The organism is Kribbella sp. VKM Ac-2571, from assembly GCF_004362255.1.
GTDB classification, from domain to species: domain Bacteria; phylum Actinomycetota; class Actinomycetes; order Propionibacteriales; family Kribbellaceae; genus Kribbella; species Kribbella pratensis.
On the sequence record NZ_SNWS01000003.1, the window covers coordinates 111,285 to 125,938 of the forward strand.

14 protein-coding genes are annotated in these 14,654 nt (G+C 66.5%); 5 read left to right on the forward strand and 9 right to left on the reverse strand.

The window, feature by feature from the left end:
* The first annotated feature begins 7 nt into the window (after positions 1 to 7).
* Together EV651_RS07835 and EV651_RS07840 are read left to right on the forward strand one after the other, a co-directional pair.
* A complete protein-coding gene (locus EV651_RS07835) occupies positions 8 to 559 on the forward strand; it encodes a MarR family winged helix-turn-helix transcriptional regulator (RefSeq protein ID WP_238156732.1) in 552 nt (183 codons plus the stop codon).
* A gap of 295 nt (positions 560 to 854) precedes the next feature.
* Positions 855 to 2,375 (forward strand): molybdopterin-dependent oxidoreductase, encoded by a 1,521-nt coding sequence (locus EV651_RS07840; protein ID WP_133783601.1) that lies wholly within the window; start codon positions 855 to 857, stop codon positions 2,373 to 2,375.
* On the opposite strand, the gene EV651_RS07845 is transcribed toward EV651_RS07840, so the two are convergent.
* A complete protein-coding gene (locus EV651_RS07845) occupies positions 2,356 to 2,967 on the reverse strand; it encodes a TetR/AcrR family transcriptional regulator (RefSeq protein ID WP_133783603.1) in 612 nt (203 codons plus the stop codon). The two genes, EV651_RS07840 and EV651_RS07845, sit on opposite strands and share 20 nt — an antisense overlap.
* A gap of 56 nt (positions 2,968 to 3,023) precedes the next feature.
* Between EV651_RS07845 and EV651_RS07850 the strand changes: the two genes are divergently transcribed.
* Both EV651_RS07850 and EV651_RS07855 read left to right on the forward strand, forming a co-directional pair.
* Positions 3,024 to 3,743 carry a hypothetical protein gene (locus EV651_RS07850; protein ID WP_133783605.1) on the forward strand — a complete coding sequence of 240 codons (720 nt, stop codon included), beginning with the start codon at positions 3,024 to 3,026 and terminating at the stop codon, positions 3,741 to 3,743.
* Entirely contained in the window at positions 3,740 to 5,803 is a 2,064-nt protein-coding gene (locus EV651_RS07855; protein WP_133783607.1) for a YhgE/Pip domain-containing protein, read from the forward strand. Before EV651_RS07850 ends, EV651_RS07855 begins: the two co-directional genes overlap by 4 nt.
* Here EV651_RS07855 and EV651_RS07860 read toward each other — a convergent pair.
* The 7 genes from EV651_RS07860 to EV651_RS41255 all read right to left on the reverse strand — a co-directional run bounded on the left by EV651_RS07860 (position 5,800) and on the right by EV651_RS41255 (position 11,782).
* Positions 5,800 to 7,047 (reverse strand): hypothetical protein, encoded by a 1,248-nt coding sequence (locus EV651_RS07860; protein WP_133783609.1) that lies wholly within the window; start codon positions 7,045 to 7,047, stop codon positions 5,800 to 5,802. The genes EV651_RS07855 and EV651_RS07860 overlap by 4 nt on opposite strands.
* A gap of 70 nt (positions 7,048 to 7,117) precedes the next feature.
* Positions 7,118 to 8,017 carry an N-acetylglucosamine kinase gene (locus EV651_RS07865; protein WP_166658532.1) on the reverse strand — a complete coding sequence of 300 codons (900 nt, stop codon included), beginning with the start codon at positions 8,015 to 8,017 and terminating at the stop codon, positions 7,118 to 7,120.
* A gap of 61 nt (positions 8,018 to 8,078) precedes the next feature.
* On the reverse strand, positions 8,079 to 8,717 hold the full coding sequence (locus EV651_RS07870) for a hypothetical protein (protein WP_133783613.1): 639 nt from the start codon (positions 8,715 to 8,717) through the stop codon (positions 8,079 to 8,081).
* 318 nt (positions 8,718 to 9,035) lie between these two features.
* Entirely contained in the window at positions 9,036 to 10,217 is a 1,182-nt protein-coding gene (gene tgmC / locus EV651_RS07875; protein ID WP_202870217.1) for an ATP-grasp peptide maturase system methyltransferase, read from the reverse strand.
* Entirely contained in the window at positions 10,214 to 11,188 is a 975-nt protein-coding gene (tgmB, locus tag EV651_RS07880) for an ATP-grasp ribosomal peptide maturase (RefSeq protein ID WP_202870218.1), read from the reverse strand. Before tgmB ends, tgmC begins: the two co-directional genes overlap by 4 nt.
* Positions 11,188 to 11,598, reverse strand: coding sequence for a putative ATP-grasp-modified RiPP (gene tgmA, locus EV651_RS41250; protein ID WP_370352270.1), 411 nt, complete (start codon positions 11,596 to 11,598; stop codon positions 11,188 to 11,190). The genes tgmB and tgmA overlap by 1 nt, the downstream gene beginning before the upstream one ends.
* The gene (locus tag EV651_RS41255; RefSeq protein WP_166658527.1) at positions 11,534 to 11,782 is read right to left on the reverse strand and encodes a hypothetical protein; all 249 of its coding nucleotides are present in this window, start codon (positions 11,780 to 11,782) and stop codon (positions 11,534 to 11,536) included. Before EV651_RS41255 ends, tgmA begins: the two co-directional genes overlap by 65 nt.
* A gap of 378 nt (positions 11,783 to 12,160) precedes the next feature.
* Here EV651_RS41255 and EV651_RS07890 point away from each other — a divergent pair, with 378 nt between their 5' ends.
* Positions 12,161 to 13,519: a hypothetical protein gene (locus tag EV651_RS07890; RefSeq protein WP_133783617.1), complete on the forward strand. Its 1,359-nt coding sequence runs from the start codon at positions 12,161 to 12,163 to the stop codon at positions 13,517 to 13,519.
* A gap of 3 nt (positions 13,520 to 13,522) precedes the next feature.
* On the opposite strand, the gene EV651_RS07895 is transcribed toward EV651_RS07890, so the two are convergent.
* Complete coding sequence (locus EV651_RS07895) at positions 13,523 to 14,410, reverse strand: phosphotransferase family protein (RefSeq protein ID WP_133783619.1); 888 nt, start codon at positions 14,408 to 14,410, stop codon at positions 13,523 to 13,525.
* Between the last annotated feature and the right edge of the window lie 244 nt (positions 14,411 to 14,654).

Consider the following 14,654-nt stretch of genomic DNA (forward strand, 5'->3'; position numbering starts at 1 on the left):
TCCGCGCATGACCATCGCGCCTTCGCTTTGCTCGCCCCTAGCGCTCGCCGATGCAGAACCCACCCGCGCTGCCGAACCCTGGGAAAGCGACGTGCTGACGGCTTACGGCCTGCTGCGAGAAGCAGCAGCCGAGCTGGATCACTTGATGCGTCATTCCCTGAAGCGCAGTGGACTGCAAATGGCAATGTTCGAACTGTTGCTGCGGCTGGCCCGCAGCAACGGGGAGAAGCAGCGTCTTACCTCCCTCGCCCGGGAGTTGACCGTCACCACCGGCGGCATCACCCGGCTGGTCGACCGTGCCGAGAACCTCGGACTGGTCCGCCGGGAGCCTTGTCCTGACGATGCCCGCGGCTCGTTCGCGGTCCTGACCGAGGAGGGAAAGCGGCGGCTGCGCGACGCACTGCCGGACCACCTCCTCGAAATCGACAGCCTCTGGATGTCCCAGTTGGCCGACGAGCAGGACGTCGTTCTAGGCAAGCTCCGTCGAGTGCGGGACAACGCCCGCCGCTGGCCGAACGGCCGCCCGGGGCTCGGGCCCATCACCCCCGACCGGATCTGACCAACCTCACAACTACACAAGAGCATTACCCGCGACTAACGGATGGGGCGCCCGACTGGTGTCGGGCGCCCCATCGCGCAATGGTTGAGAAGTGAAACAACCCCCGGATCAACTACACCCCGGCACGGTCACGCCGGACCCCACCGCCCGCGCACCCCGCGGCGGTCCAGGAGCTCCGAGCGCAACCACTCCAGGAGCCTCGGGCGCAACCGCCGGTCCGGGAGCTTCGGGCGGAGCCGGGGGGCCCAGAGGTTCCGGTGGAGCCGGCGGTCCAGGCGGTCCTGGTGGGCGGGGTATGGCAGGGCCGGTACGTCGGGCGATCCGTTGGCGCGCGGCAGCTGGTGGCGTACTCGCCGCCCTCGCCGGACTGGCAGTTGGCAGCGTCGCGGCCGGGATCCTCGGTACGCGGCAGACGCCCGTCGTCGCGATCGGGTCCGCGTTCATCGACCGCGTGCCTCCGTGGCTGAAGGACCTGGCGATCTCCTGGTTCGGGACCCACGACAAGACCGCGCTCCGAGCAGGCATCCTGATCGCCGTCGCGGCCCTCGCCGCAGTCGGCGGCATCCTCGCCGTACGACGCTATTGGGCAGGTGCTCTGATCACGATCGCCCTGGCCGGCATCGCCGTCGCCGCAGCCATGACGCGCGCCGACTCCGGCCAGACCGGCTTCCTCCCGTCGGCACTCGCCGGCGTGACCGCACTGATCATCCTTCGCCTGTTCAGCCGCCGACTCGAACCGCTGCTGGACTTCCCGGACGACGGAGTCAGCCGCCGCGGCTTCCTGCAGTTGTCGGCCGGCGTCGCCCTCGGCTCTGCGGCGATCGGCGCACTGGGCAAGGTCGTCGGCGGGAATCGCGCCGCCGTGGCGGATGCCCGCAAACAGCTCAACCTCCCACTGCCGCCGACCCTCGCCCCGCCCGCCGGCGTCCAGGCCGACGGCGCCGTGCCGTGGGCGACGGCGAACGACGACTTCTACCGCATCGACACCGCCCTCTCGGTCCCGCAGATCGTGCCCGCGGACTGGAAGCTCCGCATCCACGGCATGGTTGACCGGCAGCTCGAACTGTCCTTCGACGATCTCCTGAAACGGCAGGTCATCCACAAGTGGGTCACGCTCACCTGTGTGAGCAACGAGGTCGGCGGCGACCTGATCGGGAACGCGTTGTGGTCCGGCGTACTGCTCAAGGACCTGCTCCTGGAGGCCGGCCCGTCGAAGGACGCGGACGCGATCCAGTCGACGTCGAAGGACGGATTCACCGCGGGTACGCCGCTGCCGACGCTGCTCGACGACCGGCAGGCGATGCTCGCGTTCGCGATGAACGGGGAGCCGTTGCCGGTGGAGCACGGGTTCCCGGTGCGCATCGTCGTACCCGGGCTGTACGGCTACGTGTCGGCGACGAAGTGGCTGGTGGACATCGAGGTGACGCGGTTCGACCGGTTCGAGGGGTACTGGACGCCGCGCGGCTGGTCGGCGCTCGGCCCGATCAAGTTGTCGTCGCGGATCGACACTCCGCTGGGGAAGAAGGTCGAACCGGGACGGGTGACCGTCGCCGGCGTGGCCTGGGACCAGCACATCGGGGTGTCGAAGGTCGAGGTCCGCGTCGACGGGGGCCCTTGGCAACAAGCCACGCTGGCCGCGGATCCGTCGATCGATACCTGGCGGCAGTGGCACTGGACGTGGGACGCGTCGCGCGGCACGCATGTGCTGCAGGTACGGGCGTTCGACGCGGAGGGCAATCCCCAGGTCGAGTCCTCGGCGCCACCCGCTCCGAACGGCGCGACCGGCTTGCACACGGTCAACGTAAAGGTCGGCTGACCGCTTCCAGCACCATCGGCAGGAACGTGTGCTCGAGCGAACCGGCCGGGACCTCCCGCGGCTCGAGCAGGCTCTGTGAGCGCGCACCCTCGTGCAGCGCCATCACCATGCGCACGAACTGCTCGGCCGGCACGGTGAGCTCCAGCCCGCCGGTCTCGGCGATCTGCTCGACCAGCCGGGTCAGGCTCTCGCGGAACATCGCCCGCTGCCTGTTCAGCGCCTCCGCCGCGTCCGGATCACGCAACGCGTGCAGCGTGAACTCGGCGGAGATCAGATGCCATTGCCGCCCGTCCGGCGAGGTCTCGTCAAGCAGTCCCAGGACGGCGTCCAGCAGCGTGCCGGGCTGATTCGCCAGCTCGGGGAGCAGCGCCTCGATCTGCTCCAGGAGCCGGTCGGTCGTGGCCTGGAACAGGGCGAGCACCAGCTCGTCCTTGGAGCCGAAGTTCGAGTAGAAGGCGCCGCGGGTGAACCCGGCCCGCTCGCAGATGTCCTCCACCGACGCGCCGTGGAACCCGCGCTCGGCGAACACCTCCAGGGCCCCCTCGAGAAGTCGGGCCCGGGTGTTGGAGCGGCGGCGCTTGGGCGTTTCCATAAGCGTAGGATACAGTTCTGTATTGAATACACAACCGTATTGAACGGGGATGCAGGATGGAGCTCGAGGCCACCGGGATCAGTGTGCTTGGACCGCACGCACCGATGCTGCACGCCACGTCGGTGTCGGTCGCGGATCATCAGGTGGTGCTCCTGACCGGGTACCCGGGCGCGGGGCACGTCGCGGCGGCCCTGGGCCTGTCCGGTCGGCTGAAGCCCGACACCGGGCGAGTCCGGTTCGACGGCAAGACCGACCCGGACCTGCTGCGGCGACGCGTTGCTGTGGTCGACGCGCCCGGCATCACGGAGCCGGACGATGCACTGCCTGTTCAGACGGTGGTGGGCGAGGAACTGGCAATCGCCGGCCGCAAGGCGGGGCGTAAGGCCGTGCTGGAGTGGCTGAACGAGCATGACGCCGCAGAGCACGCCGACAAGCGGTTCGAGCACCTGCCGGTCGCCGTACGGACCAGACTGCTCACGGAGCTCACTGTGGCGCGTCCCGACGTACAGGTGGTCATTCTGACGATGCCGGATCGACACGGCGGCGATCCGCATGACTGGTACGAGCTGGGACGCGGGTTGGCGGCGCAGGGGTACGGCGTGATCATCACGTGTGCTGACGCGTCAGCACGGCTGCTGGACATCAAGGCCGCGCGAATGGGTGAGACCGATCAGCCCGACCCGGTGCAGGTCACTCCTGTGGCTCCCGTCGAGCCAGTCACCCCGATCGACGAAGAAGACCCGATTGACGAAGAGGAAGAGGAGACAGAGGCGTGACCGCGCTGCGGATGGCCCTGAGTGAGTTGCGGCGTCTGACGGCCGGACGGCTGCCGAAGCTGGCTGTGGTCGCGCTACTGCTGGTGCCGGTGCTGTACGGCGGCCTGTACCTCTACGCGAACCACGACCCGTACGGGCGTCTGAACAAGATCCCGACCGCCGTCGTCGTCGAGGACGCGGGTACGACGCTTGCGACCGGCGAGAAGCTCAACGTCGGACCGCAGGTCGCGGACGAGCTGGTGAAGTCGAAGAGCTTCGACTGGCATCAGGTGAACCGCGTGGCCGCGACGCAAGGGGTGTCGGACGGGACGTACGAGTTCGCGCTGGTGCTGCCGAAGTCGTTCTCGTCCGACCTGGCGTCGAGTGCGGACTTCACACCGCGACAGGCGCAGCTGGAACTCCTGACGAACGACGCCAACAACTACATCGCGCACACGATCGCCAACCAGGTCGTGGCGCAGGTGACGAAGACTGTTGCGTCGCAGGTGAGTGAGACCGCGGCCTCGCAGCTGCTGGCCGGTTACAACACCATCCACAAGCAGGTCGGTTCTGCGGCTGCTGGTGCTGCGCAGCTTCAGAGCGGCCTGACGTCGGCCGCTACCGGAGTCACGAAGCTGCAATCCGGCGCTACGCAGCTCAACACTGCACAGAAGCAGCTGTCAGCAGGAGCGACACAGCTCGCCGCTGGCACTGCACAGGCGTCTCAGGGGGCGTCTTCGCTCGCAACCGGGGCTGCGAAGCTCGACAACGGTCTGGGTACGTTGAAGAAGAAGACCGCGTCCCTGCCGAGGCAGACGAAGCAGTTGGCGGCCGGAGCGGATCAGGTTGCTGACGGCAACGAGAAGATCGCGACCACGGGGCGGCAGGTAGCGACCGCGTCCAGCACGTTGGTGAAGGATCTCAAGGCGTTCGACGCACAGCTGGCTGCGCGGTTGAAGCAGCAGGGCCTGAGCCAGCACCAGATCAGGGTGATTCTGCAAGAGACGGCGAAGTTGCGTGCTCCCGTCGTACAAGCGAACACCAAGATCCAGACGACGTCCAAGCAGCTCAACCAGCTCGCGGGCGGTGCTCGGAAGGTGTCGAACGGTGCGTCGGCGCTGGCCAAGGCAACGCCAGCTCTGACGGGTGGAATCAGTGAGGCGTCCAGTGGGGCGCATCAGCTCAGCACGGGCGCTGGGCAGCTGAAGACCGGGCTGGGCACGTTGCAGACCGGTGCGCAGAAGCTTGCTGCGGGCGAGAAGCAAGCCGTGACTGGGCAGGGGCAGTTGCTGACGGGGGTGAACAGCCTTGCGACCGGTGTGGGTCAGCTGAAGAGCGGGGCGACGCAGCTGAACACCGGTCTCCAGAAGGGCGTGAAGCAGATCCCGAACCCTTCCGCCGACCAGCGCAAGGCGGTCGCCGAGACGCTGGGTGCACCTGTCACGCTGCAGAACGTCTCGCAGGCCACGGCCGACAGCTACGGCGCCGGCCTGGCCCCGTTCTTCCTCAGCCTGGCCTGCTGGATCGGGGCGTACGTCTTGTTCCTGCTGGTCCGGCCGTTGTCACCACGCGCGCTCGCTGCACTGCAGTCGCCGTTCCGCGTCGCACTCGGCGGTTGGTTGCCTCCGGCTCTCTTCGGCGCGATCCAGGCCACGCTCGTCTTCGTCGCCGTGGTTCTGGGTCTCGGTATCCACGCGGCTCACCCGTGGCTGACCGTCGGCTTCCTGATCCTGACGTCGTTCACCTTCGTCGCGATCCTGCACGCGCTGTCGGCGTGGTTCGGAGCCGTGGGCAAGTTCCTCGGTCTGGTCCTGATGGTCGTCCAACTGGTCAGCGCCGGCGGCACCTTCCCGTGGCAGACGATTCCCGAACCCCTGTACTTCTTCCACCACGCTCTCCCGATGAGCTACGCCATCGACGGCGTCCGCCACCTCATGTACGGCGGCCCCGGCACCTCCCTCGGCCGAGACCTCCTTGCACTGGCAGCCTGGTTCGCAGTAGCCCTGGCCGCCTCCACCCTGGCCGCCCGCAAACAACGCGTCTGGCCCGCGAAGAAGCTCCAGCCCGAACTGGCCCTTTAGCTGTTGACGAAGGTGGCGGTTTCGGTGAGGAGGGTGTTGGTGGTGGGTTGGTCGAAGAAGGTGATGAGGGCTTCGTAGGTGCCGGCTTCGGCAGCGGACGGGTCTACTACGTAGCCGTAGTAGCCGTCGGTGTAGCCGATGACGCGGGTGATGGGGTGCGTGCTGTCGGCCTGCAGACAGGCACCGTGGACGGCGAAGAGTTCTACCGGGAGGTTGATCCAGCAGACGTCGCCCATCGTCACATTGCTGACCGGGAGGTCCAGAGCCGGTGGGAGGTTGGCGGCAGCCATCAGGGCCTGGCCGCGCGCGCCCTCCAGGCGGGTTTGAGAGATGCGGCCTGAGGGGCCGCCAGCGTGCTCGGCGTTGACGCGGCTCTCCATGGCGGACACGAGTTTTTCGGACTCGTCAACGGGTGGGACGGACCGCACCGGCAAGGTGAGAGTGGTACGTCGGATGCTCGGCGCAGACTGAGGCAGCTCCAGGCCAGGGGTGGCCAGCGCCTCACGGACTCGTGAAGCCAGCAGACCGCCCAACCGGGCGACCTCCGCAGCGCCACGACCCTGTCGAGTAAAGCGAGGACTGACGTCGCCCGCAGCCCCTTGCAGGAAACCGACCACAGCGGGAGCGAGAGCAGCACGTGCGGCTCCCGGCCAGTCGGCCGAGTACTGCAGGTTCTCCGGGCCGTACGTCGTCGGGTGGCACGCGAAGTCCAGCAGCACCGCGTCGAGCGACCCGTCGAGCCCATGCAGCGCGAGGATGCCGGCGGTGTTGTCGTGCGGACCGTTCTTGCGATGCCGGTTCGTACCGACGCCGATCACCTCGACCGAGCGCCAGCTCGCCGTCACCGGATGCCGCTCGAGCGCAGCCGCCCGTACGGCACCGACCAGCGAGTCGACCAGCGGCCGTTCCCGCTCAGCCGGAATGACGGGATGAATTTCACCGGTCCAGCCGGAGGGCCCGGAGTGGGTGTGCGACGCGGACACCACGACATGCGACGGCGGGATGCCGGCGGCGGCTCCGGCCGCCTCGGCGAGCTCCGATGAGAGCGCGCTCCCGACGGCGATCGCGTCCAGCGTCAGCCACAACACGCCGGGATCGTCCGCGGTGGACAACCAGATCAGGGTCGCGCGGAGCGGGTCCGCGGTACCGGTCGAGAGCCCGGCGCGGGCGGCGTACCCGTCGAGCCGGTGGCCGGGCGGCGGGGTGACGTCGAGAGACGTCGCGGCCAGGAGGAGTTCGTTCACGTGAAGTCTCCAGCTGTCGTACCGGCACGGATCGGACGATGCATGGTCAAGATAACGGTCTACACCGTAATTATCGAGATGGCGCTCGACGGTGTGTGACGATCAGATCGGCATACGTTCCGGCTGCTCGGGTTGCGAGGCGTTCGGCGCCGTCGAGCGAGTTGCCCGCCGCCGGCGTCAGCTGGGCTCGCGACGGCAGCGCCTCGCGGACAGGTGTCAGCAACTGCTCACCGGCACCGTCGAAGAGACCGCCGACACAGGCGACCGGGACGGGTCCCTCACCGGCCAGTTGGTCGACCGCGGCGCCGATCGTCTCGGCGATGTCGCCGGCCGCTTGGACCAGGAGCTCGACCGCGACCGGATCGCCTTCGGCCGCACACCGCAGTACTTCGGGTGCGAAGCGGGCCACATCGTCGACCAGCGTGGACGACCGGTACAGCGCGACCGGATCGAGCGCGGTGTCCGCGAGCTTCGTCACCGGACCACGGCCGTCCCGAGCACGCTGTACGGCGACCAGCCCGGCGCGGCCGATCGCAAAGGCACTACCGGCGTCTCCGAACAGGTACCCGTGCCCGTCGAGCTTTCGCCACGTGCCGTCGCGATCGACGGCAAGACACACGAGCCCAGTACCCGCGGCAACAACCACGCCGTACCCGTCCGGCAAGGCGCCGGCGTGCGCGGTGACCATGTCCTGGGTGAGGCGTACTTCGTCGGCGTTGAGCACCTCACCGACGTCGGCCGCGAACCGTTCCGCGGCGCCGTGCGCCTGTGGGTAACCGGTGAGGCCGAGCGCCACGACCTCGACCGGACCGGTCAACTCGGCCTCGGATGCGGCAGCGCGAATCGCCTCGAGGAGGTTGGAGACGGCATCGGGTCCGTGCGTGTAGCCGGGGCCGTTGCCGGTACGTCGGGACGGAAGGACACGAAGACGGAGAGCCGACTGGCCGCCGTCGATGGCGATGCGGGTCATTGAGTGGTCCCGGGTGGATAGTCCTGACAATGATGACAGGCAGCGTACCCACAGGCTCCGGTTACCGGGTAAGGGCTGCCTCGAGGTCATTCAGGAGCACGTTCAAGGGAACGCCGGTCAGCCGGATGTTCGGCTGCATCCAGTCGTTGAGGATCGGATCCTCGGTGGCCAGATGGTCCGAGAACTCGGTCTGGCTCAGTTCGAAGACATGGGCCGGGTTCCCGGTGAGGTCGACGACGGTCTGCATCAGCCGGCCGACCTGGTCCTCCCACACCACGTCCTCCAACTCATGCCGATCAGGACGGATCAGCAACAGGTCGACATCACTTTCGAGATCACCGCCACCGCGGGCGACCGCGCCGTACACACTCGTGTGCACCGGCGGGATCCGCCAACCGCTGATCTCGTCGGCGAGCCGGGTGATCAACGTACTGCGGAGGTTCGCGAGCTGCTCGACGATCGGTGCGACCAGGTGCTTGCGGTTGAGGCGATAGAGCAACGAATTGCCCAGATCGTCGACGTGCACCAGCCCGGTCGCCGCCAGCCGCTGCAGCACGAGCCGCACACCCGCAACGCTTCCGGATCCGGCGAGCTTGTGGATCTGCCGCCCCGACAGACCACCCTCAGCCTCAGCCAACACCCGCAACACCGGCCCATCCAACGACGGCACCACCGTGCTGATCGGGCTGCTCAGATCCATGCCCCGACCCTAATGACCCCCCGACCACCCAAGTAATCACCATGACAAGTCAGCTACCCCGACCTGAGATGGGACGCACACCTGTGCTCTGCCCACGCGTGCTGCGCAGCCGCTTCCTTCGTCGCTCCGCTCCTCAGCGCGCCCGCTACGCCCGCTCCCACCCACCCGCCGGCTATCGCCGGAACTTGCCGGCTGCCGCCGGCATCTGCGCGCTGCCGCGCGCCCGTGACTGCCCTGGGATGCCGCGCAACCGCAACCGTCAAAGCGGCCGATCGCACCCGAGCCTTACACGCGACCGGCATACTGGCTGCGAATCTCCTACCTCAGCGGAAGTCGCCAACTCTGCCCGCCAGGGATGTGAACGCGCTGCTCGTCCGGTGCCACGGTCACCCGGAAGGCTTGGATATCCACCTCGCCCGAGGCACGCCATGACGCGACAGCGCTCTCGACTTGGTCCCAGAGACGTTGCGGGCCTCCTTGCTCGATGGTCCAACCGCCCGGCACTCCGATGAAGGCGGCATACGAGTCATCAGCCTGGACAAGCAGATGCTCAGGGAAGTCGCTGCCTGGGCCGAAGCTAATGTGCTGAGCTTCTGGAACGGCGAGCTGCGCTACAAGCTGACCAGGTCCGTAGGTCGTGAGCACATCCGGCCCGAGCTCTGTCTCCCTCAAGTCTGCACCTTCAGACAGATCGGGGATGACGACGGGCTCGGGGCTGTGTGCCCGAGCCGGCATGAAACCCACGTACCCCGGCAGGAATTGCCCTTCGGCTGTTTCGTCGCCAGTGACAGTCAGCTTGACGAGACCGGTTCCTCCGAGCCAGCCCGACAGCGTGACCAGGATTATCGTCCCGGGCTTGGACTGCTGAAGCCACGCCCGCGGAACATACCGAAAAGAACACGTCGCGATGATCCGGTCATAGGGTGTCCCGTCGAAGGACCCCTCCTCCCCGTCGCCAACGATCAGCCGCGGGTGGTACCCGGCTCGGGCGAGTGCGCGACGAGCCCGTTCAGCCACTTCGGGGTCGACCTCCACTGACGTCAGGTTGCTTTCACCGAGCCTGTGGCAGCCCAGCGCGGTTGAGTACCCGGTGCCGGTGCCGACCTCGAGCACGCGGTTTCCGTCGACCACCTCCAGGTCTTCCCACATCCGAACCACCAGGCTCGGCATCGTGGACGACGAGGTTGGGTTGCCGTCGACAGGATCTGCGACATCGGCTGGTGTGATCTGGCCGTTCAGCTGAGTCACGTGCGACAGGTCGTCGTAGGCGAGTCGCAGCCACCTCTCGGCACCGGACCGCTCAGCCGAGATGGGATCCCACAGAGTCGGCCCATCCATTCGATCGATCTTGGCGAAGAACTCGGGGATGAACTCTTCCCGCGGCACCTCCTCGACTGCGGCTCGCCACTCCTTCGAGCGGAGATGGCCGACGTCGGCAAGGTCCATAGCGAGCCGTGCTCGCAGGTCGGCCGCGTACCAGGTAGGCTGGTTGGAGGTCACAGATTTCCTTCCAGTGCGTCGGCGATGGCAGCTGCCATCGGCAGCCCGGTCGGTGGTTCCATCCAGGCCCACTGGCCGTTGGGATTGCACTCGAGAAAGTACTGCACGCCACGGGCGTCGATTGCAAAGTCGAAGCAACCGAAGATGAGGCCAAACCGCCGAAGGTAGAACTGCGCACGCTCGCTGATGCCGACAGGTGGTTCGACGGCCTCGTAGGACAGGGTGTCGTAGTCGGAGCGCCAGTCCAAGCGGTCGACCGACGAGTCAATGCGGACGCAGAACACCTCGTCCCCGACCACGGTGACTCGCAGGTCGGCGACTTTGTCGACCACTTCCGCTTGAAACAGGTGTGCGGTGCCTGCGATGGAGTCGTTCAGTTCGTCAAGCTCCACGCGCCGAGTCCAGATAGCCTGCGCCCGTCCGCCGCGCACGAGCGAGGTGACTCGCAGCGGCTTGTAGATGATCGGTGCGTGTTTCTCGGCGAACCACCGGACCGCGGATGGGTCCGCTGTGATGAGCGTCGCCGGGACGTTGAATCCGAGTTCGGCCGCCACTGTCAGCTGGTTCGGCTTGTACTCGGCCGCCCAGTTGCGGTGGGGGTGGTTCACGTAGCGGGCATTCGGGAGACTGGCGAGCACACCTCCGACACCTTCTCGCACCTGTGCCCTGGCGAACTCGGCAGCCTCCTGATCCAGCCCCGGGAACGCGCTCGGGGTTGGCCTGCGCCAGTACACCGAAGTCACGTCGGTGAGGTCGAATTGCCGGCTCGACGTACTGAGCGGCCCGGTCCATCGCCCTGATTCGGGATCCAGTGATGCCGACATGCTGACGTCTCGTGGGAATTCCCCCGGGTCGACCCGGGCAACGTCACAACGCCCGCGCCGATTCAGCTCAGCGATAACCGCATCGGCCGTGACGTCATCGGCCCCGGTGACCATGACGATCGGCCCGTGAAGTTGGCGGGGAGTCATCAGTCACGGTCGCTGTCAAAACCTGAGTCGCTGTCCGGGGCGGGACCACCGCCACCGTCCTGACCAGTGGCCGTGCGCGGGTTGGTCGTCGTGCCAGAGCCGTGCTTCGGCGAAGCCATCACCGGATCTACCACCACACCGTTGCTGTCCCGGAACCGACCCAACTGTGTCACCGGATCGACGTCGATGATGGTGTAGGCCAAGGGCGCGGCCTCCGCGAAGTCGCTGGCCCGACTGAGTCCCCAGGGTCTGATCGCGCGTTCATTCATCAACACCACTCCTCTGTGTGGATTGCACAGCGCTTGAGCTTCAGATGTGGAGTGGCCGGCACAGGACGGGCTCGCCTCACGCCCCGCGCCAGCCGGACGGTGAGCGATCCTCGGCTGAGCCCACCAGCTCATGGTCAGCATCGAGGGCCCTACCAAGGTCAGCCGACTCGTTCGTGACCCGCAGGCTGAGGAACCGTCGCCGCATGCCCGCCTCGTACTGAGCGGCATCCTCGGCGGCACCGATGTAGTCCGCGATCAGATGCTCGCCGAACCACACTCGAACGCGTCGATCCGGAGGCAGCGGCGCCTTGATGCGAGTCGTCACCGATCACTCACATCCCGGATGATGTCTCGGACCATCAGCACGGCGACAACCGCGGTACCGACGACCAGCACCCACATTCTCGGAATCACTACAAGCCACCTCATTCCGTCTTCTTGCCTAAGTGCATGTCGTGGTGCCTCGTGGTGGACGGGGCCGGCGCCGGTCTCAGGGCTTCACAGCGCCGGTCCCGCCGATCGAGGAGAACGACACCAGTCCAGCTGAACCAACCGCCGTCCGGGAGGAGCAAAGACCGTGCACTAGGCAACGACCCGTGCAGAACCTGTGCACTACGCGGCAAAATCGCCGGAAGTAGGGAGTGTCCGGGGCGCCATGCTCCGGCTACAGTGAGTGGTCTGGTCCAGGATCGCGAAGAGGCTTATGAATTCGCCCAACGAGTTGTTTGCCGCGCTGATGGACGATGCCGGCTGCTCACGAAGTGCACTCGCCAGGGACATACTGGAGCTTGCCCGGGCGAGAGGGCACAAGGACGTCCGATGTGACCACGTCGATGTCGGTCGATGGCTGAATGGGATGACGCCACGCGGCGAGAAGCCTGCACTGATCGCCGAGGCGCTTGGCCGACGCCTAGGTCGCGCTTTGTCGTTAAGCGATCTTGGCTTTGCGGGCGGGCGGCCGTTGGCGCTCGCATTGTCGTTCTCTGAGTCACGTGACGCGACGATCCGAACCACTCAGATGCTCTGGACAGAAGACTTGAAGCGATCCGAGTTCCTCCGGATGGCCGTCAGTGGCGGTGCACTCACTACTCCGATGGCGCGGTGGCTGGTGTCGCCTCCGGCCGACCCGCCGTACGGCACGCATGCTTCCCGAAGGGTCGGCATCGACGATGTCGACGCAATACGTGCGACGCTGCGCATGTTCGAACGTCTCGATCATCAGTTCGGCGGCGGCCACGCCCGCTCCGCAGCGGTTCAGTACCTCAGCGATGCAGTAACGCCACTCCTGCACGGGAGTTACACGGATGCGATCGGTCGAGAGTTGTTCTCGGTCGCCGCACAGTTCACATACAAGACTGGCGCGATGGCGTACGACGTCGGCGTGCACGGTTTGGCGCGGCGATATTTCGTCCAGGCGTTAAGTCTTGCCCACGCTTCCGGAGATCGCCCGCTGGGCGGCAAGGTACTGGCACTCATGAGTCATCAGGCCAACTACCTCGGCGAGTACCAGGACGCTGTGGATCTGGCGAGGGGAGCGGCGCTCGGTGCTCGCGGTCAGGCAACGCCCCGGATCCGGGCGATGTATGCCGCGATGGAGGCACGAGGCCTGGCAAGTATTGGCGACAAGCGCGCATGTCTGCGGATGATGAAGCAGGCAGAGATGAATTTCGGGCAGAGTGCGGGCGCTGACGAGCCGGCGTGGATCGAGTACTTCGACGAGGCTGAACTCCAGGACGAGCTCGCGCATTGTTTCACCGCTCTCCGAGCGCCGAGGGACGCTGAGCGGCACGCGAATCTGGCCCTGGGCGAGTCCTCGGGCCTGCATCCACGAAGCCGTACGTTCTGCCGACTCTCCCTCGCTACGTCGTACCTCGACGCGGGTGATCTGCCGCGCGCTTGTGACACGGCAATCGAGGCCGTCGAAGCGGCGGGACGGATCAAGTCTGCGCGGGTCCGGAGATATGTGAGCGTCTTCGATCGCCGGTTGGACGACTTCGGGCGTCAGCGGTCGATCACGGAGTTTCGTGAACGCGCCCAGACGCTGATGGCTACCGCCTCGTGATGGTCAGGTGCCGGGCGTCCATGAGCGTGGGGCGTCAGGCTCACGGAGTGAGGCGATACGGATGTTTGCTTCGTTTCTCAGTCGTGGCTCGCGGACCAGGCGACTGAGCAGCCAGGCAGTCATGCGAAATTCGCGGAGTGCTGCGTAGGTGGCGAAGCCAGGCCAGGTTCGGACGTCCCAGCCATAGGCTTCGACGAAGGCGTTGTATTCGGCGTCTGAATACCAACCCAAGCGCTGATAGACGGCTGGGACGATCAGATCCCATTCGCGCGGACCTACGCTGAATCGCTCGAGATCCAGGAGCACGGCTCTGCCATCGCGACCACGGATGGCGTTCTTGCGGTTGGCGTCGCCGTGAATCACACAAACCTGCAGTCCGGCGCTGACAGATGTGTAGTCGGCCTTGAGTTGTTCGAGATGGTTGGCGAGGAAGTCTCGGTCGGTCGAACTCAGCTCGGACTCGGCGGCCTCGAGATGCTCGTTCAGTCGTACGAACGGGTCCAGTACAGGGATGTCGAAGTCCGTCGGCATCGGCAATGTGTGCAGTTGACGCAGCAGGACTGCGAGTTCCGCGGTGCTTGCGATGGATGGCTCGGGAATCTCGTGCCACAGCGTGACCACGTGGCTGTCGATGCTCAGCGGCTGATGAATCGACTCCAGCGGCTGCACGGCCGGGAAGCCCTGAGTCGCAAGCCATCGCCCGGTGCGAACCTCGCGGAGAGCCCGATCCTCCGCTGCGGATGTCGCTATCCGAGCTACCGTCCGCCCCGGCAAGCGAAACACCGCATTGTCAGCGATCGGCCCCAGTAGCTCGATCTCGCCACGGTCGAGGCCGAGCTTCGCGGCGACCGCCCGGACCACCCCGAACGCCGCCTCGCGATCAACCGCCATCCGAGCAGTCTGTCACCCCGACCGAGCTCCGTTGCCACCCCGCACAGGGCAAGCCGTGGCATGGCCGGCGAGTCCCGCTGCTTGGCTGGACCCCGCAGGACAGCTCGAGCTTCAACCGCCGGAGCGGACGCCCATGCAGGCATAAGTGCCGCAACCGTCGGATTCAGCGGGCAAAACCGCGGTTCTGCATGCGTGGGGGTCCACATCACCCAAGAAACAAGCACGGTTGATTCTTTTTGGTGGG

Coding starts and splice junctions, on each gene's coding strand:
- EV651_RS07845 (WP_133783603.1), bottom strand. CDS start 2,967: ATGGAAACGCCCAAGCGCCGCCGCTCCAACACCCGGGCCCGACTTCTC.
- EV651_RS07840 (WP_133783601.1), top strand. CDS start 855: ATGGCAGGGCCGGTACGTCGGGCGATCCGTTGGCGCGCGGCAGCTGGT.
- EV651_RS07890 (WP_133783617.1), top strand. CDS start 12,161: ATGAATTCGCCCAACGAGTTGTTTGCCGCGCTGATGGACGATGCCGGC.
- EV651_RS07870 (WP_133783613.1), bottom strand. CDS start 8,717: ATGGATCTGAGCAGCCCGATCAGCACGGTGGTGCCGTCGTTGGATGGG.
- tgmB (WP_202870218.1), bottom strand. CDS start 11,188: ATGACTCCCCGCCAACTTCACGGGCCGATCGTCATGGTCACCGGGGCC.
- EV651_RS07850 (WP_133783605.1), top strand. CDS start 3,024: ATGGAGCTCGAGGCCACCGGGATCAGTGTGCTTGGACCGCACGCACCG.
- EV651_RS07865 (WP_166658532.1), bottom strand. CDS start 8,017: ATGACCCGCATCGCCATCGACGGCGGCCAGTCGGCTCTCCGTCTTCGT.
- EV651_RS07835 (WP_238156732.1), top strand. CDS start 8: ATGACCATCGCGCCTTCGCTTTGCTCGCCCCTAGCGCTCGCCGATGCA.
- EV651_RS07895 (WP_133783619.1), bottom strand. CDS start 14,410: ATGGCGGTTGATCGCGAGGCGGCGTTCGGGGTGGTCCGGGCGGTCGCC.
- tgmA (WP_370352270.1), bottom strand. CDS start 11,598: ATGCTGACCATGAGCTGGTGGGCTCAGCCGAGGATCGCTCACCGTCCG.